Origin of the sequence: Streptomyces sp. CB01201 (assembly GCF_002803085.1) — a bacterium.
In the GTDB taxonomy this organism is placed as follows: Bacteria; Actinomycetota; Actinomycetes; order Streptomycetales; family Streptomycetaceae; genus Streptomyces; species Streptomyces hundungensis.
In genome coordinates, this window is the sequence record NZ_NNBJ01000009.1 from 132,511 (window position 1) to 156,781 (window position 24,271).

Consider the following 24,271-nt stretch of genomic DNA (forward strand, 5'->3'; position numbering starts at 1 on the left):
CACCGGGCGTCAGGAGGAGGACCCATGCGGCACGAGAAGGACGCACCCCTGCGCTCGGACGCCCTGCGCAACCGCGAACGCATCCTGGAAGTGGCCCTGGAGGAGCTGACCTGCTCGGCCGATACGCCGTTGAGCACGATCGCCAAGAAGGCCGGTGTCGGGCAGGGCACGTTCTACCGCAACTTCCCCGACCGCGAGGCCCTCGTCCTGGAGGTCTACCGCCACGAGGTCCAGCAGCTCTCGGACGCGGCGGCGCACCTCGTCCAAACCCGGCCGCCGGACCAGGCGTTGCGGGAGTGGATGGACCGCATGGCCCAGTACGTGATGGCGAAGGTCGGTCTGGCGGCAGCCCTGCGCGGCGGCAGCACGGCCTACCGCACCCTGGGCGCACTGGGCCACGCCCCCATGGTCGCGGCGGTGTCGATGCTGCTGCGGGCGAACGAGAAGGCGGGCACGATCCGTCCCGGAGTCACGCCCGACGACTTCCTCCTCGCCATCGCCGGGCTGCTCCAGATCGACCCGCACAGCGACTGGCAGACCCGCTCGACGCGTCTGCTCGACCTCGTCATGGACGGGCTGCGGACGGGCGCGCCGGGGTCATGAACGAGCGCGCACCGAGCAGCGCACCCGCGCTCGTTCACCGGAGGGCGGCGTGCCGGACTCGGCTGCCGGGCACGCCGCCGTGCCGTGCTCAGCTGCCGTAGCGCAGCGAGAGGGTGTCGCCCAGGTTGATCACGGTGTCACGGTTGGCGGACGCGGCCGCAGCACCGTCGACGCTCGCCTTCCACGTCGAACCGCCGCTGTTCGCAAGCCCGTTGACCGAGGTGATGATGCCGCTTCCACTACCGGGGGCGACGGAGGTGACGCATCCCGCGGGGATGGCTGCACTGGTCGCCGTGTCCAGGACCGCGCCCAGGGTGAGGGTGGAGGCGGTGGGGGTGACGGCCACCGAGCAGACCTTGAGCGCGCTGCCGGTGTCCACGGTCAGGGCCAGCTTGGACGTGGTGCCCGTGGTGAAGCCGGTCGTGGACACCCACTGCGGGGCGCCCGTCGTGGCGGGCACCGGCGGCGTCGCCATGAAGCCGCCGCCTGCCACGGCACGCAGGCCGTCGATCGAGGCGTAGCCGGACGGCGAGGTGTCGCTGGGCTGGTACTTGAAGCCGCCGCCGGGCTTGAACTGCTGGGCGATCAGGAAGTCCACGGGGGTCTTCCCGGCCTTGGTGAGGAAGTCACCGGTCTGGGGGTTGATGCCGCAGGCGTTCAGGCCGGAGACGGCCCAGCCGTTGGAGTCGGTGTTGACGCCGAACATGGCGTCGAAGGCGCCGGAGGTGTTGATGAGCTTCGACTTGAGGAAGCCCCTGGCCTTGGTGATGGCCGGGTCGGTGGCCGGGACGCCGGAGACGCACAGGGAGGCCATGGCGGCGCCGGTCATGTCGATGTCGCTGGCCGCGGCGAGTGCGGTCGGGTCGCCCTCGGCCTTGCTGAAGTTCCAGCCGCCGTCGTTGTGTTGGTTGGCCCGCACGGTGGTGACGGACGTGTCGAGGAGCGTCTGCGGGATGCGCTGGACGCCGGCCTGCGTCCTGGCGCCGCCGAGCGAGAGCAGCGCGAACACGGTCCCGTTGAAGTTGCTCGGCGCACCCCAGTAGCCGGGGGCGGAGTTCTGCCAGTACGCGTAGGTGTCCGCGATGAGGTTGCGGCTGGCGGAGACGCGGGCCGGGTCTATGCCGGCCGAGTAGGCGTTGATGATCCCGCGTTCGTAGTCCGTCACGACCGGCGAGGTGCTGGGCCAGGCCGGTGTGGCGAGGAGGTTGCGGTAGACGGTACGGGCGTTCTTCGTGGTGTCGCCGCCGGGAGCGACGTCGACGGCGGCGGTGCCGGCCGCCGCGAAGGCGGAGAAGGCCCACTCGTTGGAGAGCCCGGCCCCGGCGTAGGAGCCGTCGGCCGCCTGGAGTGATCTGAGGTAGCTCACGCCGTTCGTCCTGGCGGTGGCCAGCTGCGCCGGCGACGAGGTGGCGGAGGCGGGAACCGCGGTCAGAGCGAGGGCGCTCAGTGTGCAGGCAGCCGTCAGCAGGGCATGGCGAGAGGCACGGGTGGAGGTCATGTCGGGTACTCCCGGGAGAAGGGGACGCCGACCGGAGGCGCCGTGGCGTCCGTCCCCGGGACGGGAACGCTGGGCGCACGGCAGCAGCAGGCCGTCGCCCAAGCGCGTGGTTCGACTTCCTTGACGTAAACGCCGTGTGGGTTTTCGGGCTCGCCCCGGCTCTCCGGCCGGTCCACACCGTTGCGCGTCAGCTCTGGATTCGCACCAGATTCCCCCATGCGGCAACACCGGACGGTACCCGAACCCGTCGCGCCTGCCCACCACTTGACGCGCCGGCCGCAGCCGTGTTCCAATCCGCCCGATTCTCTTGTCAGTTCCCAGGGGAAGCCGGTCGAAATCCGGCGCTGACCCGCAACCGTGGATTCGGTGGTACCTCAAGTACCCACCGGACAAGCCGGATTACCTGGGCTGATCCAAGCTACAGACGCCGTCGCGGACTACGGTGTGGCGCGGAAGGCCCTTGTCCCAGCGGCCGTCTGGGACCCTCCTGCCCTGCACATCTCCGTCGCGGATGACGCAGGGGGTACCGGTGGGGACGACAGACAGACCAGGCCGAGGCATACGCGCGCGATTGCTCTCCGTGCTGTGCGCCGTCGCCCTGACGGCCGGCGGCGGAGCGTTCCTCCTCGCCGGAGCGGCACCCGCGGCGGCCGACCCGCTGGGCGACTGCACGGCGACCCGAGGGGCCGTCGTCGCCGTCGACTTCGGGCACTGGGGCGGCGGCATCGTACGCGGCTGCGACGCCACCCCGACCACCGGCTACGACCTGCTGCACGAGGCGGGATTCACGACGACGGGTACCGAGCACGACGGCCCCGCGTTCATCTGCCGCCTCGGCAACGACCGGTTCCACACGGGCACGCAGTACCCCACGCCGGATCAGGACGCCTGCAAGCTCACACCTCCGGCCGCGGCCTACTGGTCCTACTGGATCGCACCGCCCGGCCAGGACTACTGGAGCTACAGCCCGCTCGGCGCCATGAGCCAGCACCCCAAGGACGGCTCCGTCGAAGCCTGGGTGTTCGGTCCCACCGGCCCCGACGGGAGCAGCGGCGGCCCCAGCTTCACCCCCGCCCAGGTACGTGCCCAGGGCCAGACCGACCCCGGCGACCATCCGCCCGTCGTCGAGCCCGCCGAGGTCGACCTCACGGCCGCGGCCGGCTGGCTGAAGGGCCTGCTCCACGACGGCGACCACATCTACGACGAAGGCAGCTCCGCGCCCAACCTGTACCAGACAGCGCGCACGGCGCTCGCCCTCGCCGCCGCAGGCGGCAAGAGCGACACACTCACCCGCATGACGGCCTATCTGGCCGCGCACACCGTCGAGTTCGCCTATCCGAACGGCGTCGACCGGGCCCCCAGCCCCACCGGAGCGGCGCTGCTGTCACTGCTCGCCGAGAGCACCGAGGGCAACCCGCACGCCTTCGGCGGCCACGACCTGCTCGGCGACCTCACCAAGAGCATGTGCACCGCCGAAGCCCTGCCCGACTGCGTCGGCAGGGGCGACTTCCCGGCGGTCGGCGACGTGACGACCCAGGCGCTCGCGGTCCTCGCACTCCAGCGGGCGGGCGGGCCGATCCCGGCCGAGGCCCTCGCGCGGGTTGCGGCCCACCAGTGCAAGGACGGCGGTTTCAGCCCCACCCTCCTGCGTGCGGGTGAAGCCTGCTCGTCGGGCGACCCCGCCACCACCCCGTACGCCACGATCGTCCTCCGGCGCGCGGGCGGCCACGACGATGCCGTGGCCAAGGCGCGCACGAACCTGCGCGCGGCCCAGCTCGCCACCGGCGCCTTCGGCGCCTACCCGGGTGTCACCGCCGGCGACGTGACCGCGACCGGCGAATCCGCGCAGGCGCTGCGGCTGCTCGGCGACACCACCCGCGCCGACGCCGCCGTCTCCTGGATCGCCCGCCAGCAGACGAAGGCCGGCGGCTTCGGCTTCGACGAAGGCGCCACCGACCCGGAGATCTACCCGACCTGGGGCGCCGTCATCGCCGGCGCGCGAAGCGACCTGGCGACCCTGACCACCAAGCGGACCACCCCACCCACCACTCCGCCCACCAAGGACCCCACGGCCCCGCCGTCCACGGATCCGAGCACGAAGCCCACCGGCCCCTCCCCCACCGGTTCAATGCCTCCGTGGGCCAAGGGCGAGGGCCCCGACCTCGCCAAGGGAGCCGCGTACCTCACCGACAGCTCCCGGCTGAAGGGGGGCCACTTCTACGAGAACATCGCCGGCACCGGGTTCGCCGACTTCGGTCTGACCATCGACGGGGCCTACGCGCTCGCGGCGACCGGCAGCGACAACGCCGCGCTGCGCGGCATCGTGGACTTCCTCGACACCAAGGGCCAGGACGGCGCCACACCCGCACGGACCATCAACGAGTGGACCGGTGTGGGCACTTCACACGCGGCGGGCGGCTCCCTCGGGAAGGTCGCCGTCCTCGCGCAGTCCGTCGGACGCGACCCCAGGAACTTCGCGGGACACGACCTCATCGCGGCGCTCGGCCAGGCGGTCTGCACCGCTCCCGGCAAGGGGCCCGACAGAAGCTGCCCGGACAAGGGCGCGTACCGCTACGCCCCGTCGGTGTTCGCCCAGTCCCTCGGCGTCATCGCCCAGCTGCGCGCGGGTGAGAAGTCACTGGCGGCAGGGCCCGTCGCGTATCTGGAGAGCCTTCAGCACACCGACACGGGCGCCTGGCCGAGCCTGATTCCGTCGACCGGCGACTCCGAGGTCGACTCGACCGCGATGGCCGCCATGGCCCTCGATCTCGTCCGGGACGACCGGTCGAAGGGCGCCGTCAGCAAGGCGCTCGCGTGGATCGCGAGCAAACAACTGCCGGACGGCGGCTTCCGGGGCGCCTCGGGCGACTCGGTGAACTCCGCGGCGCTCGCGATCCAAGGTCTCTCGCTGGACGCGTCGAAGTACGGGGCCCAGATCAAGAAGGCACGCACGTTCCTCGCCGGCCAGCAGAACAGTGACGGCGGTTTCAACGTGGCGGCCGACGGCCAGCGGGGCTCGGACGTGCGCGCCTCCACCCAGGCGCTCGGCGGTGCCGTCGGAACTTCTTTCGGCACGCTGACGCGGGACCTGAGCGGCACCACGGCACGGCCACCGGGCAAGTCCGCGAACACTTCGACGCCGGACATCGTCACGCCGGGCGGGGACGGCCCGGCTGCCTCCGGTGGCAGTGGCACGCTGGCGTCAACCGGCGTACAGGCAACCGGACTTGCGCTCGCCGCCGTGCTGCTGTGCCTCGTGGGTTGGCGCACTGTGGTCATCACCCGCCGCCGTGCCGCCGAGGGAGGCCGGCCATGACCACCCGCACGCTACGGGCCCTCGCCCGCGCCGCGGGCACGCTGTCGCTCACGGTCGGCGCCCTGACCGTGGCCGCCGGACCGGCCGCCGCCTCACCCCAGCCCATGGGTCAGTGCACCACCTCGGCGGGGGCCGTGCTCGCGGTCGACTTCAGCAGGTGGGGCGGCCCCGTCTACCGCTCCTGCGGAACGACCCCCACCACGGGGTACGAACTGCTCAACCAGGGCGGCTGGCGCACCACAGGCACCGGCCACGACGGCCCGGCGTTCATCTGCCGCATCGGCTACAGCGGTTACCAGGGCGGCAAGCAGTTCCCGCCCCCCGCACAGGACGACTGCGTCCTCACCCCGCCCGCCTCCGCCTACTGGTCGTACTGGCACGCCGACCCCGGGGCGAACACCTGGGAGTACAGCCAGCTCAGCGCGATGCTCTACAAGCCGAAGCCGGGCAGCGTCGACCTGTGGATCTTCGGCGGCACCAACGTCCAGGGCACCGAAGGACGCCCGACGCTCAGCCCCGACCAACTGCGCGCCCACAACGCCCAGCCCACCGGCGGCAGCGCACCGCAGGGCTCCGACGCGACGAAGAAGGCCGACCCGCTCCCTCCGCGCACGGACACCGGCCCCGCACCCGAACACCCGGCATCCCCGTCGCCGTCACCATCGGGCACCTCACCGACGGCTTCCCCTTCACCGTCCGCGTCCCCCTCGCCGTCAGCTTCGGCAGCCACCTCCCCGAGTACCGCGCCTCCCCCCGGCACGAGCCCGAAGGTGGTCAACGCGGCGCCGGCGGCCGACGCGGCCCACGACACGGGATCCATGACACCCATCGCCGTCACCGCGGGACTGGTCGTCCTGATCGGCGGCGCGGGCGGGTACGCGGCCATGCGCCGCAGGCGCTCGGAGTAGCCGCGTGCCCCCTGCCGCCATGCCGCGCCCGTCCGCGCCCGTCGCCCGCCCGGGCTCGGACGAACGCCGGCTGCCCCGCACCCTTCACCCCATGGCCTGGTGGGTGTGGGCCCTCGCCCTGGCCACCGCGGTCAGCCGCACCAACAACCCGCTGCTGCTGATCCTCGTCCTCGTCGTGCTCGGTTACGTGATCACCATGCGGCGCACCGAGGCCCCCTGGGCCCGCGGCTTCAAGTACTACCTGTACCTCGCGGTATCGGTCGTCGCGATCCGCGTGGTCTTCCGCGCCCTGTTCGCCACCGGCGTCACTCCGCACGACCACTTCCTCTTCTCCCTCCCTCACATCCCCACCCCCTCCTGGTACGCGGGTATCCAACTCGGCGGCCCCGTCTCACTGGAGGCCCTTCTTTCGGCGGCCGTGGACGGACTGCGCCTGGCCTGCATGCTGTGCTGCATCGGCGCCGCCAACACCCTGGCCAACCCCAAACGCGCGCTGCGCGTCCTGCCCGGCGCCCTCTACGAACTCGGCGTCGCGGTCACCGTGTCGATCAGCGTGGCACCCCAACTGGTGCAGAGCGTCCAGCGCGTGCACCGCGCACGACGGCTTCGCGCCGGCCGCACCAAGGGGCTCCGCGCCCTGCGCGGCATCGTCGTCCCCGTCCTCGAAGACGCCCTGGAGCGCTCGCTGCGCCTCGCCGCCGCCATGGACTCCCGCGGATACGGCCGGGCCGGGCACGCCACGAAGCGCTCGCGCCGACTGACCGGCGCGCTGCTCCTGCTCGGCATGTGCGGCCTGTGCTCGGGGGCATACGGGCTCCTCGACGCCACCGCGCCCAAGCCGCTCGGCCTGCCTTCCATGGCGGCCGGGGCGCTTCTGTGCGTGGCCGGACTGCGCCTCGGGGGGCGGCGCGTCACCCGCACCTCCTACCGCCCCGATCCCTGGCGCTTCGAGGAGTGGGCCGTGGCCGGCTGCGGCGTCCTGTCCGCCGTCCTGCTCTTCGCCGATGTCGGGTTCAACGCGGCCGAGCTCAACCCGTCCATCTATCCGCTGAGTTGGCCCACCCTCCCGCTGGTCCCTACCGCCGCCATCCTGCTCGCGGGTGCCGCAGGTTTCCTCGCCCCGCCGCCACTGCCCACCCAGGCCGTGCGGGCGACACCGAGCGTCCCGGCGCAGCACTCCGAGAAAGCCACCACCGCATGATCACCTTCGACCAGGTCACCGTCCAGTACGACGAGACGGCCGAACCGGTGCTGCGCGACGTCGACCTCACCGTCGAGGAGGGCGAACTCTGCCTCGTCGTCGGCCACACCGGGGCCGGGAAGTCGACCCTCCTCGGCACGGTCAACGGCCTGGTGCCGCACTTCACCGGAGGCACCCTGTTCGGCTCCGTGACGGTGGACGGCCGCGACACCGCGCAGCATCCGCCCCGCGAACTCGCCGATGTCGTCGGCGTCGTGGGCCAGGACCCGCTCGACGGCTTCGTCACCGACACCGTCGAGGAAGAACTCGCCTACGCCATGGAGCAATTGGCGATCCCGCCGGAGACCATGCGCAAACGCGTCGAGGAGACCCTCGACCTGCTCGGCCTCGCCGAACTGCGCCACCGGCCCCTGTACGAACTCTCGGGCGGTCAACAGCAGCGCGTGGCCATCGGCTCCGTGCTCACCGCCCACCCACGCGTCCTTGTCTTCGACGAACCGACCTCCGCGCTGGACCCGACCGCCGCGGAAGAGGTCCTCGCGGCGATCACTCGCCTCGTGCACGACCTCGGCGTCACCGTGCTGCTCGCCGAGCACCGTCTGGAACGCGTCGTCCAGTACGCGGACCGGGTGCTCTATCTGCCGGGCAACGGCCGTGTCGTTTCGGGCGCGCCTGCCGAGGTGTTCCGCACGACGGCCATCGCGCCGCCCGTCGTCGAGCTCGGCCGGCACGCCGACTGGACCCCGCTGCCGCTCTCCGTACGCGACGCACGCCGGGCGGCCGCGCCCCTGCGCACGCGCCTGACCGGCCGCACGGTGCCGCCCGCCCGGCCGGCGATCACCGGCGCGCGGCACCCCCGCATGCTGGATGCCCGCGGGCTGAGCGTGCGCTACCGGGGCCAAGCGCTTCCCGCGGTGCGCGGGGTCGACCTGGAGTTGCACGGCGGGGAGACGGTCGCCCTCATGGGGCGCAACGGCTCCGGCAAGTCCTCACTGCTCTGGGCACTCCAAGGCTCGGGACAACGCTCTGACGGGACCGTACGCGTGAGCCGATGGTCGCCCTCGAACCACCCCGTGCCGGGCACGTCCCGCGACCCCGGCTCTGTGTCGGCGACACAGGCGCGGCAGCTCGTCGGGCTGGTCCCGCAGACTCCGACCGATCTGCTCTACCTGGAGAGCGTCCAGCAGGAACTCGACCAGGCGAACACCGAGTCCGGCGTCGGCGCGGGACTGTCAGCCCGCTCGATCCTGGACAGCCTGGCACCCGGCATCGACGACGCGGCGCATCCCCGGGACCTGTCCGAGGGCCAGAAGCTGGCCTTGGTCCTGGCCATCCAGCTCTCCGCCGCGCCGGGTGTCGTCCTCCTGGACGAACCGACGCGCGGACTCGACTACCGAGCCAAGGCTCAACTGACGCGGATTCTCGATGCGTTGGCGGCGCAAGGCCGTGCGGTGGTGGTGTCGACGCACGACGTGGAGTTCGTCGCCCGCACCGCGGACCGGGTCGTGGTCATGGCCGAGGGGGAGATCGTCGCCGACGGACCCGCGGCCGACGTCGTCGTCTCCTCCCCCGTGTTCGCACCGCAAGTCGCCAAGGTGCTCTCTCCGCTCCCCTACCTGACCGTGGACCAAGTCACGGTCGCGGATGCGGGCGCAGGCGACGGCGGACGCCCATGAGCGGCTCCGCGCGACCGCGCACCACGGCCATACGCATCACCCCGCGGGCCGGCGCCATCATCGCGATGGCGGCCTTCGTCGGTGTGGTCGCCTTCTTCTGGCCGTTCGTGGTCGCACCCGGCAAGTTCGGCTCCAGCTACACCCCACCCCTGATCTTCGGTGTGCTGCTGGTTCTCGTCCTCTGCGTCGTGATCTCCGAGATCGCCGAGGGCGGCATCAACTCCAAGGCGCTCGCCATGCTCGGGGTGCTCTCCGCCGTCAACGCGGCGATCCGCCCGCTCGGCGCGGGGACCGCGGGCATCGAGACGGTCTTCTTCATCCTCGTCCTCGCCGGACGGGTCTACGGTCCGGGCTTCGGCTTCACCCTCGGCTGCACCTCCCTGTTCGCCTCCGCCCTCATCACGGGCGGAGTCGGACCCTGGATGCCCTATCAGATGTTCGGCTGCGCCTTCGTGGGCATGCTGGCCGGTTTCCTCCCCCGCGCCTCCGGCCGCCCGGAGATCCTGCTGCTCGCGCTCTACGGCTCGCTGTCCGGCTACCTCTTCGGATTCCTGCTCAACCTGTCGTTCTGGCCGTTCTCCCTCGACCCCAACAGCTCCATCGCCTACCTGCCCGGGCTGCCGTTCACCGAGCAATGGCACCGCTACCTCGCCTTCGACCTGGCCACCTCACTCGGCTGGGACACCGGCCGCGCCGTCACCAATTTCATCTGCATCGTCCTCGCGGGCCCGGCCGTCCTCACCGTCTTCCGGCGCGCGGCCCGTAAAGCCCGCTTCCAGGCCCCCTTCGGCTTCGCGCCACGACGAGGGCCCGACGCGGGAGCGCCCCCTCTCGACCCCTAACCGCCAGGGCCAGGGCGCGAGACCACCCCACCACCCCACCACCCCACACCCCGCACGGCGTAGCGACGCCCTGCGGTCCGTCCCACACCAGAAAGGCCCCACCATGCGTCAGACAGCCCTGCGCCGCGCCATCCTGTCCACCACCGCCATGGGTCTCGCCCTAACGGCGACCCCGGCCCTCGCCTGCCCCACGCCGAATCCGAACGCACCGGTCTTCGTGACGGTCACGGTCAAGGGGCCGAACAGCACGCTCTTCAACGGCCTGGTCAGAACCAAGGGTCATGACGTGACCACCACGACCGGCGGCACCCACAAGTGCGACGGCACCAACGGAGCAAAGAACCCCGCGCCGGTTCCCACCCCCACGGCGGCCCTCGACGACGCCGCCCACCAGCGCGGCTTCGCCTGGGACGGCACCTGGTACGCCTCGTTCGACGACTTCTCCGTCGACACCGTCAAGAACGTGAGCGGCGGCACGTCGGCCTACTGGAACATCTCCGTCAACGGCACCCCCACCCCGGTCGGCGGCTGCCAGCTCGCCCTCAAGTCGGGTGACAGAGTCGCCTTCACCTGGACCAGCTTCTAAAGCCTGTATCTCGTCCTGATCATGTGACGGGCGGAGGCGGTCTCCCCCGGAGGTTCCGTCCGCCCGGTGCGGCGGTGCCGGGCCGGGCGTGCCGGCACCGCCGCACCAGAAAATAGTAGCCATGGACATAATATCCATGTACTCTATTCGACATGAGCAAGGTTTCACCGGGCCCAACGCCCGGCTTCCTGGTGTGGCGGCTCGCCAACAAGTGGCGCGTCGCCGTCGATCGGGCGGTGGCTCCGCTGGGGCTCACGCATGCGCAGTACTCGCTGGTGGCGTCGCTGTACGGCATGCAGCGGGCCGGTGAGCGGCCCAGCCAGCGGCAACTCGCCGACCACACCGGCCTGGAAGCGCTGTACGTGTCGAAGCTGGCGCGCGCCCTGGAGTCGGCCGAGCTGATCGAGCGCACCCGCGACCCACGCGACCCACGCGCCGTACAGCTCGCCCTCACGGCGCAGGGGCAGGCCATCACACGGCGGGCCATCGCGATGGTCCAGGAACTCCATCAGCAGTTGCTGGAGCCGCTCGGCGGGCTCGACGCCCCACGCACGCACGCCTTCACCGACGAGCTGACGGCCCTGCTCGACACACCTCTCACTCCACCCCTACCGAACAACGAGAGCACTAAGGGGACACCACCATGACCACCACCGCGCTCGTCGCCGACGCCCGCGCCCTCGGTCTGGCCCACTACGCAGCCCGCGGCGTCCTGGAGCACGTCCTGGCCCGGCACGGCGTCACGTTCCAGCAGCAGGTCACCCTGCGCGCGGCCGTCACCGCCGACGCCCCGCTCACGCCGGACGATCTCGTCGCCCAGGTCCGGTCCTCCCTCAAGGCCGACCCGGCCGACATCCGCACCACCCTCGACGAGCTGCTGGCCGACCGACTGATCGCCGTGGACGGCGAGCACCTTCGCGCCACGGAGGCGGGGCGCGAGCTGATCGCTGCCGTCGGTGCGTCGACCGCCCCCGTCACTGCCCGAGTCTGGGGCGGGATATCCGCCGAAGACCTGGCCGCCGCCGGCCGCGTCCTCGCCCTGGTCACCGAGCGTGCCAACGCGGAGCTCGCGGCGCTGGCCGATTGACCGAGCCGATGGAGCCTTCGTCCGGTTAGCGGCCCGTCGCCGAGGCGGCAGGCACCTGCGCCGGCGTCGTCGACCTTCCCGAGGCCGCCCGGCTGACGGTCTCCTTCAATCGGTCGGAGGCGTACAAAGGCGCCCTGGGCACCGCCTACTTCAAGCTCGTACCCGCCAACGCCCCCGCCCCGCACGCCACTTCGGGAGCACACAGCGCGGAGGACCCGGCGGCACTGAACCGGCTGTTGGATGCGTTCGTCGTCCCGTCGAGCGGCCGGCACGGTTGCCCCACCACCTGACCCGGCGGTGCCACTCCCCGCTGTGCGCGGCCGTCATCGACCGCCGCACCCTCGGCGCCATCGTCGGCACAGGCATGCACTTCGACCCGTCTTGCCACCATCCGAGCCCGAGCCGAAGCGCCCGCCAGGACGGCGATTCCTACGGGGCCGTGGCACGCACCGCTGCCGCCGGCAGGTATCCGGAGCGGACACTCAGCTCCCATCCGTGCGCGTTCACGGCAAGGGCGGCCAAAGCGATGGTTTCGACCGGCAGCAGCGACCTCGGGGCGGCATCTGTTCCGGCCCCGTCGTGATGTGCCAGGAGGCGGTGGGCCAGGGCTGTCTCAAATGCCGGCTGGTCGTCGTCGAGGAGGATGCGCAGCAGCCGCTGGTCGGGGGTCAACGTCCCGGCCTCGTCGAGCCGCGCCGCGGCGGCGGCACGTTCCTCGGCCTCGGGCTTGCGCACGGGCGGCACCCCCGGCGCCCCCCAGGGCGACTGGGACGTCTCCTCCAGGTGGAGATAGCAGCAGAGCGCGTCCATCGCCGCGAGTTCGGCCGGGTTCGCGACAGGGCTCAGGGGCGAGCAGGGCAGTCCGGAGTGGAGCTCGGGAGCGTAGTCGTCCTTCAGCGTAGGGCCGATCATCCGATCCTGTTCCCAGAGCAGTCCGGTGATCAAGCTCAGAGCGAAGGTCTCCACCCAGATACCGGCGGTGGGAGCCTGATCCACCGCGTCACCGAAGTCGAAGTCCTCACTGCTGAGCTCCTTCTCGACGAGCGGGAAGAGGACCTCGAAGTCACCGCTGGGGAAGGTACCGAGTGCCAGAACACCGAGCGAGCACTCCGCTGCCGTCCGCAGAGCCAGGCGGCCCGGCGCGGACTCCAGCGCCGGATCCTGAAGGGTGACGGCGCCGACGTGGTCGAGAAGCTCGTCCCTCATCGCCTGAAGGCCCTTGATGGACAGGCTGTCGTGGCGCAGTCCATGCCACCGGCCGAAGGTCCGCCCCCTGATGTCCTCCAGGGCCTGACCGATTCGGACCTCGCCGACCTCATGGCGCTTCACTTCCCACATAGCTGCCGTCCTCCCCGTCACCGCGGACGGCAGGGGTCCCGCCGCCGCACGCCAATGATCTACAACAGCTCATCCTCTCTGACACGGATGCCGCTCGTGCAGGGCCCCCGGGCCCGACACCTCAAAGATGAAAGGTGCGCCTCGTGCATGGACGTGGGCCGCGCCTTCAGTAGGGCCAAGCGTATTGTCCGGCTTCGGAATGTCAGCTCGGTGGGATGGGAGGAGGGGAAGTAAGGAATGGATGTAAGGAGTGGGCGTGGGACGTGGGTGCGGGAAGTAGATGATGGGCCGTCAGAGTGAGTCGAACGTGCGCTGTTTGGCTGTCGTGGTTGTTCCCGGAGTGGCCGGCCGCTCAAGCCGGGCCGGCGGAAAGACCGCAGCTGACAGCCACCCGTTTCGGTGGCTTCCTGACCGTACAGCCGTACAACATGGCGCTGTTGAAGCCCGCTTCGCATACGGTGCGCTCCACTCCGGCCGCCGCTGTGATCGCCGGCCGGGTCGGGGCTCACCGCGCACGCCCGGAAGCGGCCGGGCCGCGAGGCGACGGTCCCGGCGAGCTGATCGTTGGCCCGGGACCACCGCGTCGGCAAACGATGACTCTCGCCGCCTCGGGGCCCGTCATCACGAATATCGCCCGATGCAGGACGTTGACAAGCATGGGGGCGAGGCCCACCTGAAGAGTGGGTGGCGGATGAGAAGAGCAGGCGGCCGTTTGGTGGCAAGGGCTGGGTGACAGGAACGTCGTGCTCTCAGGCGCGCCGGCGAGGCGTGTGGTTCGACGCGCAGTCGGGACACTGCCCCCGCAGTTTCAGGCAGGCGCTGCGGACAATGCGCAGGCCCATCGCGTCATGACGTGGTCCCTCGGGTCCACCGATGTCGGTCAACTGCAAGGCAGCAAAGGGAAGTGCGACGATGACGAAGACCAGCCCGTACAACCATCGGCGTACGGCCTGCCAGAAACGCGGCCGCGTAACGTTGTCCACGCGCACGACGCGCAGCGACGCGACATGCTTTCCCAAACTGGCCCGCGTCCACACGGTCAGCAGAACCTGGTTGGCAAAGGACCCGGTCACCATCACGACCAGCCCAACTGCCAAGCCAATTAAGGCGATTCGCTTCCACGAGACGTCCGAACCGTGCAGCGTCGCCAGGCCTTTCTGTACGACCACGCAGAACACCATGGCTATGAGTCCGCACAGCAGGGCCCAGAGCATGTCCAGGAACACCGCCAGATCCCGGCGAAGATGGTTGCCGATGGAGCACGGCAGATCAAGGGCCACCGGATGCGCCGCCGTCTTGATGTCGCTCATGCGTGTTCCTAGGATCGATAGTACGGAAGCCGGGTCGGCTGGATGGGAGTGCCGCGTCAGGCACGGCTTGCCGATCGCCGCCCGACTGCCTCACCCTAACGACCCGCGCTCACACCGTTTCGTACACCTCCTTGGAAAACCTCCCGCGATCCGGACTGCGCGGCGAGAACATGCCAAGTCGAGCACCAATACGCGTTCGCCGACGATGAGTTACCACACGAGGACGACGAATCTGAAGTCGGCTTCTGGATGCACGAGTTCGGTCCACTCAACCTGGTGCACCCGGGCCCCCAGTGCGCCGAACCCTGGCGGAAGCACAGGGAGCCGACCCGTGCGCCCCGCGACGGCGCCGCGCGACCGCGCCGCGCGACCGCGACCTAGAACCGCTGCGGCGGAGTACGCCCCCCATTCACCGCCTTGGACTTGGCCAAGCAGAACCGGTGCGGAACCTCCACCGAGCCTGGTGGCGCCCCGCCGCCGTCCTACCCCGTCCCGCCTCCGCAACTACTCGGCCGACAGCGAACGACGGATGGACTCCCGCTCAGAATGCGGCAGTTCGCGACCTCGTATCGCACGACTACGATCCATCACACAGGATCAGTTCAAGACACCGCCTAGGACGAGTCCAGGACAAACCCAGGACGGATGAAGGAGCGGTGTCTGTACGGTCGCAGGCGCGCAGAACGCTTGGACGGGAACTGTCCCGTGGCGATCGGCTGCGCCAGGCGATGAAAGCAGGGGGTCTTCATGGCAAAACGGTGGCGGCGGATGCTGACGGTGGCTGGTGCCGCCGCGGCTGCATTCGTGGCGCAAGCGGTACCGGCTCACGCCGACTTCACACAAGGGATGTCCCAGAACCTGCGCGTCGTCGCGGCTGGATCGCCGTGCTTCGCTCCGGAGTCGAACTCATGGGGGGCAGTCGTCCGGGCGGTGCCGTGCGGACAGGGCAACTGGGCCCTCGTCCGTCAGGGCAATTACGACTCGCGTGGCGGGGCCTGGTACGTCCTGGAGTGGGAGCCCAACTGGGGGTGCCTGGTACCCAACTGGACAAAGGTCGGGTCTCCGGTCGTCGTCTCAGGTCCGTGTGGCCAGGTGACCGGCGGTGACTACACCTGGTACGCGTGGCCGGAAGGCAACGGCAGGTACGAACTCGTCAATGGCGGCAACACAAGCCTGGTCCTGGACATGAACTCGAATGGACGTCTGCAGGTGTGGAGCGCCAACTACGGCGACAACCAGAAATGGTTCGCCACGTAGAGCACGTAGAGCACGTAGAGCATGTCCCCGAAGACGCTGCCGTGCGCGTCGAGGCGACCGGAACGGTGGCCCCGCGCGACGCGCCCCGCGGCCCCGCGGCGCCGCGACATCCGCACCATCCTCGCCGACTCCGTCACCTGCACTGCAGCCACGCCAAGGTGACTCCGGAGCCGGACCCCGGACCTGTGCCCGCTCCCCGGAGTTCGGACTCGGCTCGGAGGAGGCGAGCGAGAGTGGTGTGGTGCGACGGCCCGCCCCAAAGCGCTGGATGCGCCGGTCAGGTACGCAAGCCAGAGTGGCCGACAGAATCAAGACGGTTCCGCCATAAAGGAGTTGACGGAGCATCGGAGCCTCCAGAGGGTCCCAAGTGAGTGAACCTGTAGCCTTCCTTTCCGCGTCCTCGCGGGCCTTCCAGCAGGGCCGCTGACGCTGGTTCGGAGCAAAGAAACCCTCTGACAGCTAGGCAAATCATGCTCTTCTCTGCAAACGGTCCTCGGCCCCCGCGCGGCGGCAGACACAATCACCGCCCCGCCCTGGTACTGACGCTTACGACACTGTCCATGTGCGCCCTTTTCACCGGCTGCGGCAATAAGCAGTCACCCCCGCAGTCCGCCGGCCCATCCCCCTCCCCGTCCCACAGGGACCAGCCACTGAGAGACGCCAAGTCTGCGAAAGAGGCGTCGCCCAGCCCCTCCGAACTGGCAGGCGGCGCGCAAGACCAGGACTTTCAGACCGTCCTTGTCACGAAGGGGGACGTCACCGTGTACACCCCTGTGCATATCGGGGCCAAGCTCACTGTCCCCGTAATGATCAAGAACACAACCAGCCAGCGTGTTCAGTACACCGTCGACATCCGTGTGGAAGGCCCGGGCGGATTCGACACCACTGTGCACCTCAGGACCGACGTCGTCGGCGTATATCCCGGCGGCACCTGGCCCGAAGAACTCACTGCCGTGGATCACGCAAAGCCCGTGCCGCAACACCCCAAGGTGACCATCACGAGAGTCGAACGAAGGCCGATGTTCAAAGAGTGAAGGAGTGCCAGCTCCTGCGCGGTACCGCATGCTGAGCAACGGCCCATCAGCAGACTCAGTGAGGCCCGGGGCCTGGCATTCGTAGCGAAGCACCCGGGACCGCGCCATCGCGACCGCGACATGCCGGGCATCCGCGTCGATCGGCAAAGGCTCTCGGCGTCAGTGAGCAGCGGCGGTCACGCCTCCGCACAGGTGACGCGCTATAGATCGTTTGGCGGCGGTCGGCTGTCGGTGCTTGTGGTTCGTCTCGTACGGACCAGTCGAAGTGTCATACGACGAGTACCACCGGGCACGTCTTGCCGATGGGAGCACCCGGCCCCACGTTGTCGGCGGCCTCGACCTCGACGCCGTGGGCATCGCCACGGGGGGAGATATGGGCCGTACCCGGCACCCCGGCCCCGGCTGGCGGCGGCTGCGATGGACCGAGCTCGCCCGGCGGACCGGCGACCCGATGGTGCCCGACGGGCTGATGCCCTCCTACCGCTGCTTCCCCTCAGCCACGAAGGAGGGCAGCTGGCCACTGAACATGATCCCGCCGACCGAAGGAAGCCTGGACCGGGAGACCTGGCACCGGCTGATCGCCACCCTCACCCAGTACAGCCCCGCAGGCTCGGACACTCGCTGCCTTGCCTACTACAACCCGCTGCTGCTTGGAGCCGCCGACTTCGACAACCTCCACGTGCGTGCGTGCGGGCCGGCTCGGCGACGCCGAGATCCTCTACGACCGGTCCGAAGCAGACTTCAGCCCCTCCAATGTCTGGGCGGATGACCGCTCTTGGGTCCTTTGCACCGACTACGACCTGTGGGCCACCAAAGTCGTCGGTTCACCAACCCTCATCAACGCATTGCTGAGCGACTCCGAAATCGAGGCGGTTCGCCTGCCTTGGGCACACTGATGGCGAACCGCCCTCAGCCTCTTTCCCAGCCCGCCCACTCACACGCCGGCGCCGAGTGGCACCGGCGGCAAGTTGCGACGGCGACTGATTAGCCGCTGGTCGCGATCGAGTGCGCGGGGAAGGGCAGCACTGGCACCGAAGCGCCCGCGTTGACGGTGTACCGGTCTCCGGTGTAGCCCGTGCCGGAGTACACGACCACCCACGAGCCTCGCTTGTTCCAGATGGAGCGGATGGGAGCGCCCGTATTGCCGGTGGAGTACTTCCAGGCGTAGGTGTTGTCGGAGTAGCCGATTCCGCTCCAGCCGCAGACCACGTTCACCGCAGCGTCACACTGCGAATGGGACATGGGGCGGAAAGTGGAACTCTCCGCTGCGGCGGCAGCCTGGCTCGTCAGCGACAGTCCGAGAACGGCGGCGATGGCCCCGATTTTCAGAGTTGAACGCACGGTTTCTCCCCATTTCATCGGTACGTGGGACAGGTCTCAGTCTGCCCAATGGTGAGCCGTGCGGGTAGCCCGGTCGTCGAGGCTGAAGTCCGGCGCACCATACGCGACTTCGGACCACACTGGAGTGTCGGCGAGTCTCCACCTGGCAGGGATCCGGGCACGACCCACTGTGCGTGCGAGTGCGCCGGCGTGTGCCACGAACCTCAGCCCACGACACCGGATCTTCAACTCACCAGCGGATCAGGTCTGTTGGAGCTTCTGCGCGGCGGATGCCACGTGCTGCTGGGCCCCCGCCGGCCTCGCCGGTGAAGAGCTGGCCGATGTCGCGGGCTTGCGAGCGCACGCCGGCCGACACCGGTGCGGCAGACCTCAGAAGCCGCTTCAGTTCCCTAGCAGGGAAGCAGACAGGGACCGCTCAGCCGCGCGGAGGGTGTGAGCCCGGATCGGCGGAGGCTCCTTCGACGCGGGCGATGCGCGAGAGGTCGTGGAGCAGCGCGTTCAGCCAGGACACGGTGGCGTAGTACAGGCGGGGCGCATCCGGTGGTTCCGTGGCGAGTTCGGTGAGCGCCGGGTCGAAGGGGCGCAGGGAGGCGGTCGGGGTGTCGTCGCCCGGATCCAGGGAGGCCGAGACGAGCAGCATCCGCCCCGCCACCCGCTCTCCCAAGGCATCGACGGACGCGGCCGCCACCCGTCCCATCCGGTGGCGTGGCGGCTCGGCCAGGCGCTCCGAACCCCACAGGGCATGGTGCCCGGCGATCAGACTCGCCTGCCAGTCGACCTGGCGCGGGGCCGCCCGGCGGCCCTTGCCCCCGAACGGCGTCGGTTCGCTCTGGTACTGGGCGTAGGCGGATTCCGCGAGGACGACGGCGTGCTGGAGCGAACGGTGCCCCGGGACCACGGATGGGCGTGAGGGCACGGAGTCGTCGGCCGACGGTCCCCCGGCGACGGTGGCGCTGGTGGCCACCACGATCTCCGCTGCCCTGCGCAGAAGGTCGGCCACGGTACGGCGCAGTTCGTCGTGGGCTCCGCGCGGCCACGCCAGCAGACCGAGGACTGCTCCGATGGCGCTGCCGATGAGCACGTCCAGCATCCTGACCTCGGCCAAGTGCCAGGTGGGTGGCGCGAGTTGGGCGAACACCAGAGCCACGAGCACGGTGAACAGCCCTTGCGCCCAGCCGATTCCCTTGACCGGCCCCACGGTGAAGGCGAACAGCATCCACAACGGCAGCGCCACCGCGTACCAGACGGTGTCCGCACCCACGAGGACCAACACCGCGGCAGTCACCAGGGCTCCGGCGAACGTGCCGGTGAGTGCGGTGCGCATGGTGCTCCAGGTCTCGTCGACGGTGGTGCGGGTGAGGGTGAGCGTGGCCAGCATCGCCCAGAAACCGTGCGGCAGCGTGTCCACTCCTGCGACCAGCCGGGCGGCAGTGAGGGCCAGCGCCAGGCGAACCGCGTTCTGGAAGAAGACCGATCCCTGTCCGGCGTGGCCGCGGATCCGGTACCACCACAGGGACGGGCCCCGGAGTGACGCGTACCAGAAGCGACCGGGCGCCGCCGTCACCGCCGCGCGCCGCCCGTGCACCGCCAGAGCCGCGGCCGGTCCCATGGTGAGGGCGGCGTCGGCGATCTCCAGTACGGCGGCATGCCGGCGCAGCAGTGTGGCGGAGGATTCCCGGGTGGCGGTGGAAGCCGGGTGGCCGCCGTCCGCCGACGCGGTGGAGTCCGCGGACAGGGCCGAGAGACGCGCACGAGCCGCAGCGAGATCTGCGTACGACGTGGTCGGTGACGGGCCGCCACGCAGGCAGGCGGCGGTGTCCGCGGCCAGCCCCGTCACCGCTGTCAGCACCGAGACGATCTCGGGGCCGGGAGGTGATGGCGGCGGCGAGGGCAGCAGGGCCAGGCGGTTGAGCAGGGTGCGGATGGCGAGGCCGGTGTCGGTGAGTGCACGGTCGCGCACTGCGGGTCCCGCCGGGCGTTCTGCCTCCGGCACGGTCAGCGGCCGCAGCTCCTCACCACTGTGCTGGGCCGCTCGCAGGTCGTCGGCGGTCAGGGCGTACGGGGGCGTGCTGAGCCGAGCCGACGTGCCGGCGGCGGTCAGGGCGGCAGCGGCGGCCCGTTCCCGGTACGACGGGGGCGATGGTTCCCCCAGGACCAGCGTTTCGACGAGGACGAACAGCATCAGCCCGGTCGTCGTACCGATCAGCCGCTCGGCCAGCGAACCGGGGTCGTAAGGGGGGAAGGACGGCAGAATGTAGAGCAGTTGCAGCCCCGGCGCCGCACCGGCCGGGCGCGGTCCACCGACGGCGGCGAAGGCCAGGGCGAAGCCGATCAGCAGCATGCCGACCACGGCGCACCAGGTCCGTACGGACAGGTAGGTACCGATGGCCACGAGCAGCCAGCACACCGGCAGGGCTCGGGTCACTGTGGCCGCGCGCTGTCGCCCGGAGCCGGGAATGTGCGAGAGACCGCCCACGGCCACGGCGGAGAACAGGGCGTAGGTCGCCGCGACCGGTTGGCCGAGGCCGTAGCGGAACAGGTAGAACCCGGCTGCGGCGGCCAGCGTCACGCGTACGGCCCGCCGCCCCGAGGCGGCGTAGTCCTCCGGCATCCGGAGGACCGGGAAACCCCTCATCCCTCCAGAATCCCCCGCCGTGCGACATCGGGCATGTCGTCGCCGCTCCCGCCGCCGTCTCGACCGCGACGTCGACGTCGTTCAGGCCGACCGTGCCTGCTGTGGGCCCGTCGAGCGAGTGCGCCTCGCCGTCCCGGCGCAGAGCCGCCGCAGGAGCAGGTCCGCGGGCCGCCACAGGACGAAGGCCAGGCCGAGGCCGAGCGGGATGTGGAGCAACCGCTGGACCGCCGGAGGTCCGGGCTTGAATCCCCGCCCGAGGGGGGCGCGGCCCTGCGGATCGACGGTCACCGTGTAAGTGCCGCCTACCGCCCACTTCCAGCCCATGAACCCGCTCTCCTCGATCGGATTCAGCGGAGGGCCGTCGAGGACGGTGACCGTGTAGAGGTGGTCGCTGTCGCCCATGCCGTCGCCGGCGGACCACTGAATCTGTCGGACTCTGACGTGTTCGGTACGCCCGTGCTGATGCAGTACCTGCTGGTCCAGCTCCTTGTTCTGGAGGAACAGCATGCCCAGGAGGCACACCGCACACAACAGCCACCTGATGTGGACGCGCTGGCAGATGCCCAGGAACACGCAGCCGAGGACAAGCGCCAGGGCGCACAGCTCGTCGATCCAGGGGGCGTGCGCCATGGCGGCCGTGCGCTCGGCCGCCCACAGCGCCAGTGCTGCGCCGGTGCTTGCGGCGGCCGCCGGTACCCGCCAAGTCACGCCTGTCCGCTCTTGTTCCGCGCTCTTCGTGCTCACTGTCACCCCTGCTTTCGACGAAACCGTCGGCCTGGTGGTGCACACGCCCCAAGGTATGGATTGTTCAACGATCCTTCAATAGGCTGACTGGGCATCAAGGCATCCGCCACGTGGACGCGGACGGCAACCAACCGGAAGGTCAACGGAAATGAGCCGTTACCAGTTCGACCAGATCGACGACCTCGGACGGATCCTGTTCTGTGACGACCCCGCACTGCGGCTTGAGCGCGTGCCGATGAATCGGGAGACCGCGGAAGGCGTGGTCGCCCTCGGTCACGCACGTCACATGCCCGCAGCCCTGTTCGAGTTCAGGCAGGCCGTGGGCGTGGGCTCCTTCGGGTACATCGCGCCGAGGGGAGCCTCGGCCGACGAGGTGCCCGAGGAACCGCAGATCGAAGGCGCCATCCTGTTCGGCATGAGGCGCCTGCCGCCCGACCTCTCGCAACTGCGCTGGATCCCCGGATGGACGCTGCACGAGATACCCGATGAACAGCCCAAACTGGAGCAGCACTTCGGGTACTCCTACTCCCGGCTGGAACTGCGCACGCCCGACGGTGAGATCTACTCCCGGACCTGGGTCCCGCACGACCCCGAGTGGACGGCCGCCGCCCGGCGCCACGGATACGTCGTGTGCCTGTGCGGCGTGGAACTGGGGATCCGCGCACCGTATGCGATGACCAACGCCCAGCACACCCCGGGCATGCGCCACGAAGCATTCCGCAGCGGATGCGCAGTCGGCCTGAACATCGGCGGACTCGTCGCGTACGCCGACCACCGCTGACGCGCGGCGGCCCGTGCTGCGCCCGGCCAACTGCCCCGGGTCGCCGGGGTGATGGATTCACAACGGACAGCGACGTGCGTTCAGCTCGGCAGCCACGAGCCGTGCAGGCCCAGGGGAACACGGACCGGTATGCGGACCCGTGCCACAGGGCCGGCTTCGGGGTCCTCGGCCGGGATGATCAGGAACCAACTCGTGCCGTCCGTGCGGTCCGTGGCGAAGGTCAGCCAATATCCGCGTTCGTCCGAGCGATCACCGGGCTCGGGGGCGAAGACGGGCTCACCCACGGAGAGATCTCCGGCGGACCAGAAGCGCGTCGTATCGGTCTGGGTGTCGTACCAGCGCAAGGCGTTGTACTCACCCGGCAGCAGGTCCACGTCCCCGGTTTCGGCCGCCAGCGCCACGAATCGATGGCGCCGCCCGATGCGGCGGTCGTCCACCCGGGGCAACTCGACCCGGCAGTCGTCCAGTTCGGCACGGACCATGCTTCCCGCGACCGGATCGATGCGGGCCCGCACCAGATTGCACCGCACCGGATCCGCCGAGAACGACGCGGGGTCGCCGCCCACCGTCAGACGGCTCCACTGAACGTACTCCAGGACGACGTCGCCATCCCCCTCTGGCCCGTCGTCGTAGGCGTTGACCGTGTGCCAGAGCCAGAACGCCTCGTCCGATGCCCATCGCACACGGCCCCCGTCGCGCGGGATCAGCGCGACGCGCGTACCTCGCTCCGGACGCCAGGAGATGAAGGACCCCCCGGACATCGCGGCGGCCAGATCGATGAACACCGGGGAGAGCACCAGCACCACGAAGCGGCGGGTCAGCGCCATGTCGTGGATCATCATCGGCTCGTCCACGCCCTCGACGGGAGTAGGCTTCCGGACCACTGCACCGGTGGGATCGATGACCGACCACGTCAGGTACGGCGCCTCCAGCAGGTAGCAGAACACCACCATCTCGCCGGTGACGGGATCGATCTTCGGATGCGCCGTGATGCCCACGGGGAGGGCTCCCCCGAAGTCCTCTCGGCCGACGGTCTCCAGACCATCGTCCATCCGGAACGGACACGCCGATTCCGCCAGCGCCAGGAGACGGCCGGCATGGCTCACCACGTTGATGTCCGGGAGATCCTTGAAATCGTTCGCGAGTTCCGGCCCGACGGCATCGGGGCCTGGGAGAATGAACGATTCCAGACCGCCCCACAGGGCGCGGCCGGCGCGTTCCTCGGCCATCAGCCCCGGAGTGCGCACGAAGCGGTTGCGGTACCGGGCCCGCCCCTCGGAGAGCCAGACGCCGTGCAGCATGCCGTCCCCGTCGATGGGGTAGAGGTAGGAGCCGATCGGGGTGAACCGGGGGTTGAGGCCGTTGCGTACGTACAGACCGCGCAGTGACGGGGGTATTTCGCCGGTGACCGCAAGGTCGACGACATCAACCTCCTCCGTGACCGGCGCGAACGACCCGAGCAGATGCGGAACGCGGGTCGGATCGAAACGGGACTGCGCTTGAGGACTCACAGGCCCTCCCGAGGAGCTTTTAGGGGCCGTCACCGGGTCCTGCGAGACCGTGCGCTCCCTTGGGGCGCTCACGCCGGATCGGAGGAATCCCCGGCCTTGCAGCTGCTTTCAGCGTAACTCCGCCCTTTGAAAGCGCCACAGGAACGCGTCGGCCAGTACGAGACTTTTTCTCTACTGAGATACCGGGGGGCTCCTCGCCTCGTCAGCCGATGACCCCGCACGCGTACAGCAGTCCGGCCAGTGCGACAAGACCGCCGACCACGCGGAAGGCGACCGTGTTGGACGGGGCGAAGGCGCGGCCCGCGCGGGTGCCGCCGGAGGCGGACAGGGCGGGGGCGAACACCGCGAAGGCGAGGCCGAAAGCCAGCAGGACGATCCCTACGAGTATGTGCATCGGCACACCGTTCCATGGTCGGGGCGGGGAGGGCGCGAGAGGGGCGGCCCCGGCGTCGGGGCCGCCCCTCATACGGCTAGCGGCGTTTGTTCATGAGACGGACGACGAGGAAGATTCCGACGAGTACCGCCACCGCCACGAAGGCGTAGGGCAGCCAGGACGGCCCGTCCGGCCGGTTCTGAGCCAGCGTCACCAAGTCGTTCATCGTG

General features: G+C 70.0%; 22 protein-coding genes and 1 riboswitch. Of the genes, 13 read left to right on the forward strand and 9 right to left on the reverse strand.

Annotated elements, in window-relative coordinates; genetic code table 11:
- Positions 1-24: 24 nt before the first annotated feature.
- Positions 25-603, forward strand: coding sequence for a TetR/AcrR family transcriptional regulator (locus tag CG740_RS19860; RefSeq protein ID WP_100576526.1), 579 nt, complete (start codon positions 25-27; stop codon positions 601-603).
- Between the two features lie 88 nt (positions 604-691).
- Here the strand turns inward: CG740_RS19860 and CG740_RS19865 are convergent, their stop codons facing one another.
- Positions 692-2,101 carry a terpene cyclase/mutase family protein gene (locus CG740_RS19865; protein WP_100576527.1) on the reverse strand — a complete coding sequence of 470 codons (1,410 nt, stop codon included), beginning with the start codon at positions 2,099-2,101 and terminating at the stop codon, positions 692-694.
- A gap of 118 nt (positions 2,102-2,219) precedes the next feature.
- A riboswitch (cobalamin riboswitch) is annotated at positions 2,220-2,348 on the reverse strand.
- Between the two features lie 264 nt (positions 2,349-2,612).
- On the opposite strand from CG740_RS19865, the gene CG740_RS19870 reads away from it, so the two are divergent.
- The 8 genes from CG740_RS19870 to CG740_RS19905 all read left to right on the forward strand — a co-directional run bounded on the left by CG740_RS19870 (position 2,613) and on the right by CG740_RS19905 (position 11,717).
- Positions 2,613-5,417, forward strand: a complete 2,805-nt coding sequence (locus tag CG740_RS19870; RefSeq protein ID WP_100576528.1) for a prenyltransferase/squalene oxidase repeat-containing protein — start codon at positions 2,613-2,615, stop codon at positions 5,415-5,417.
- A complete protein-coding gene (locus tag CG740_RS19875; protein ID WP_100576529.1) occupies positions 5,414-6,325 on the forward strand; it encodes an LPXTG cell wall anchor domain-containing protein in 912 nt (303 codons plus the stop codon). Before CG740_RS19870 ends, CG740_RS19875 begins: the two co-directional genes overlap by 4 nt.
- 19 nt (positions 6,326-6,344) lie before the next feature.
- Positions 6,345-7,526, forward strand: coding sequence for an energy-coupling factor transporter transmembrane component T (locus CG740_RS19880; RefSeq protein ID WP_100576530.1), 1,182 nt, complete (start codon positions 6,345-6,347; stop codon positions 7,524-7,526).
- A complete protein-coding gene (locus tag CG740_RS19885; RefSeq protein ID WP_100576531.1) occupies positions 7,523-9,202 on the forward strand; it encodes an ABC transporter ATP-binding protein in 1,680 nt (559 codons plus the stop codon). Before CG740_RS19880 ends, CG740_RS19885 begins: the two co-directional genes overlap by 4 nt.
- Positions 9,199-10,044, forward strand: coding sequence for an ECF transporter S component (locus CG740_RS19890; RefSeq protein ID WP_100576532.1), 846 nt, complete (start codon positions 9,199-9,201; stop codon positions 10,042-10,044). The genes CG740_RS19885 and CG740_RS19890 overlap by 4 nt, the downstream gene beginning before the upstream one ends.
- A gap of 103 nt (positions 10,045-10,147) precedes the next feature.
- Positions 10,148-10,630 (forward strand): DUF4430 domain-containing protein, encoded by a 483-nt coding sequence (locus CG740_RS19895; protein ID WP_100576533.1) that lies wholly within the window; start codon positions 10,148-10,150, stop codon positions 10,628-10,630.
- Between the two features lie 152 nt (positions 10,631-10,782).
- The gene (locus tag CG740_RS19900) at positions 10,783-11,277 is read left to right on the forward strand and encodes a MarR family winged helix-turn-helix transcriptional regulator (protein ID WP_100576534.1); all 495 of its coding nucleotides are present in this window, start codon (positions 10,783-10,785) and stop codon (positions 11,275-11,277) included.
- The gene (locus tag CG740_RS19905) at positions 11,274-11,717 is read left to right on the forward strand and encodes a MarR family transcriptional regulator (protein ID WP_100576535.1); all 444 of its coding nucleotides are present in this window, start codon (positions 11,274-11,276) and stop codon (positions 11,715-11,717) included. The genes CG740_RS19900 and CG740_RS19905 overlap by 4 nt, the downstream gene beginning before the upstream one ends.
- A 429-nt stretch (positions 11,718-12,146) precedes the next feature.
- Here the strand turns inward: CG740_RS19905 and CG740_RS19910 are convergent, their stop codons facing one another.
- Together CG740_RS19910 and CG740_RS19915 are read right to left on the reverse strand one after the other, a co-directional pair.
- A complete protein-coding gene (locus CG740_RS19910; RefSeq protein WP_100576536.1) occupies positions 12,147-13,055 on the reverse strand; it encodes an immunity 49 family protein in 909 nt (302 codons plus the stop codon).
- A gap of 749 nt (positions 13,056-13,804) precedes the next feature.
- The gene (locus CG740_RS19915) at positions 13,805-14,365 is read right to left on the reverse strand and encodes an RDD family protein (RefSeq protein ID WP_100576537.1); all 561 of its coding nucleotides are present in this window, start codon (positions 14,363-14,365) and stop codon (positions 13,805-13,807) included.
- 747 nt (positions 14,366-15,112) lie between these two features.
- On the opposite strand from CG740_RS19915, the gene CG740_RS39745 reads away from it, so the two are divergent.
- The 3 genes from CG740_RS39745 to CG740_RS41060 all read left to right on the forward strand — a co-directional run bounded on the left by CG740_RS39745 (position 15,113) and on the right by CG740_RS41060 (position 17,552).
- Positions 15,113-15,622 carry an RICIN domain-containing protein gene (locus CG740_RS39745; protein ID WP_159030351.1) on the forward strand — a complete coding sequence of 170 codons (510 nt, stop codon included), beginning with the start codon at positions 15,113-15,115 and terminating at the stop codon, positions 15,620-15,622.
- Positions 15,623-16,428: 806 nt separating this feature from the next.
- Entirely contained in the window at positions 16,429-16,656 is a 228-nt protein-coding gene (locus CG740_RS39750; protein ID WP_159030352.1) for a hypothetical protein, read from the forward strand.
- Positions 16,657-17,339: 683 nt separating this feature from the next.
- Positions 17,340-17,552 (forward strand): hypothetical protein, encoded by a 213-nt coding sequence (locus CG740_RS41060; protein ID WP_234376378.1) that lies wholly within the window; start codon positions 17,340-17,342, stop codon positions 17,550-17,552.
- Positions 17,553-17,640: 88 nt separating this feature from the next.
- Here the strand turns inward: CG740_RS41060 and CG740_RS19930 are convergent, their stop codons facing one another.
- From CG740_RS19930 to CG740_RS19940, 3 genes are all read right to left on the reverse strand, one after another.
- Positions 17,641-17,898, reverse strand: a complete 258-nt coding sequence (locus CG740_RS19930; protein ID WP_159030353.1) for a peptidase inhibitor family I36 protein — start codon at positions 17,896-17,898, stop codon at positions 17,641-17,643.
- A gap of 514 nt (positions 17,899-18,412) precedes the next feature.
- Positions 18,413-20,632, reverse strand: coding sequence for an FUSC family protein (locus tag CG740_RS19935; protein WP_100576540.1), 2,220 nt, complete (start codon positions 20,630-20,632; stop codon positions 18,413-18,415).
- 81 nt (positions 20,633-20,713) lie between these two features.
- A complete protein-coding gene (locus tag CG740_RS19940) occupies positions 20,714-21,340 on the reverse strand; it encodes a hypothetical protein (protein WP_100576541.1) in 627 nt (208 codons plus the stop codon).
- A 184-nt stretch (positions 21,341-21,524) separates the two neighbouring features.
- Here CG740_RS19940 and CG740_RS19945 point away from each other — a divergent pair, with 184 nt between their 5' ends.
- Positions 21,525-22,157, forward strand: a complete 633-nt coding sequence (locus CG740_RS19945; RefSeq protein WP_100576542.1) for a hypothetical protein — start codon at positions 21,525-21,527, stop codon at positions 22,155-22,157.
- 80 nt (positions 22,158-22,237) lie between these two features.
- Here CG740_RS19945 and CG740_RS19950 read toward each other — a convergent pair whose 3' ends face one another.
- From CG740_RS19950 to CG740_RS41555, 3 genes are all read right to left on the reverse strand, one after another.
- A complete protein-coding gene (locus CG740_RS19950) occupies positions 22,238-23,668 on the reverse strand; it encodes a carotenoid oxygenase family protein (RefSeq protein WP_100576543.1) in 1,431 nt (476 codons plus the stop codon).
- 202 nt (positions 23,669-23,870) lie between these two features.
- Positions 23,871-24,062, reverse strand: a complete 192-nt coding sequence (locus CG740_RS19955) for a hypothetical protein (protein WP_100576544.1) — start codon at positions 24,060-24,062, stop codon at positions 23,871-23,873.
- Between the two features lie 76 nt (positions 24,063-24,138).
- Positions 24,139-24,267: a hypothetical protein gene (locus tag CG740_RS41555; RefSeq protein ID WP_267895415.1), complete on the reverse strand. Its 129-nt coding sequence runs from the start codon at positions 24,265-24,267 to the stop codon at positions 24,139-24,141.
- Positions 24,268-24,271: the final 4 nt, after the last annotated feature.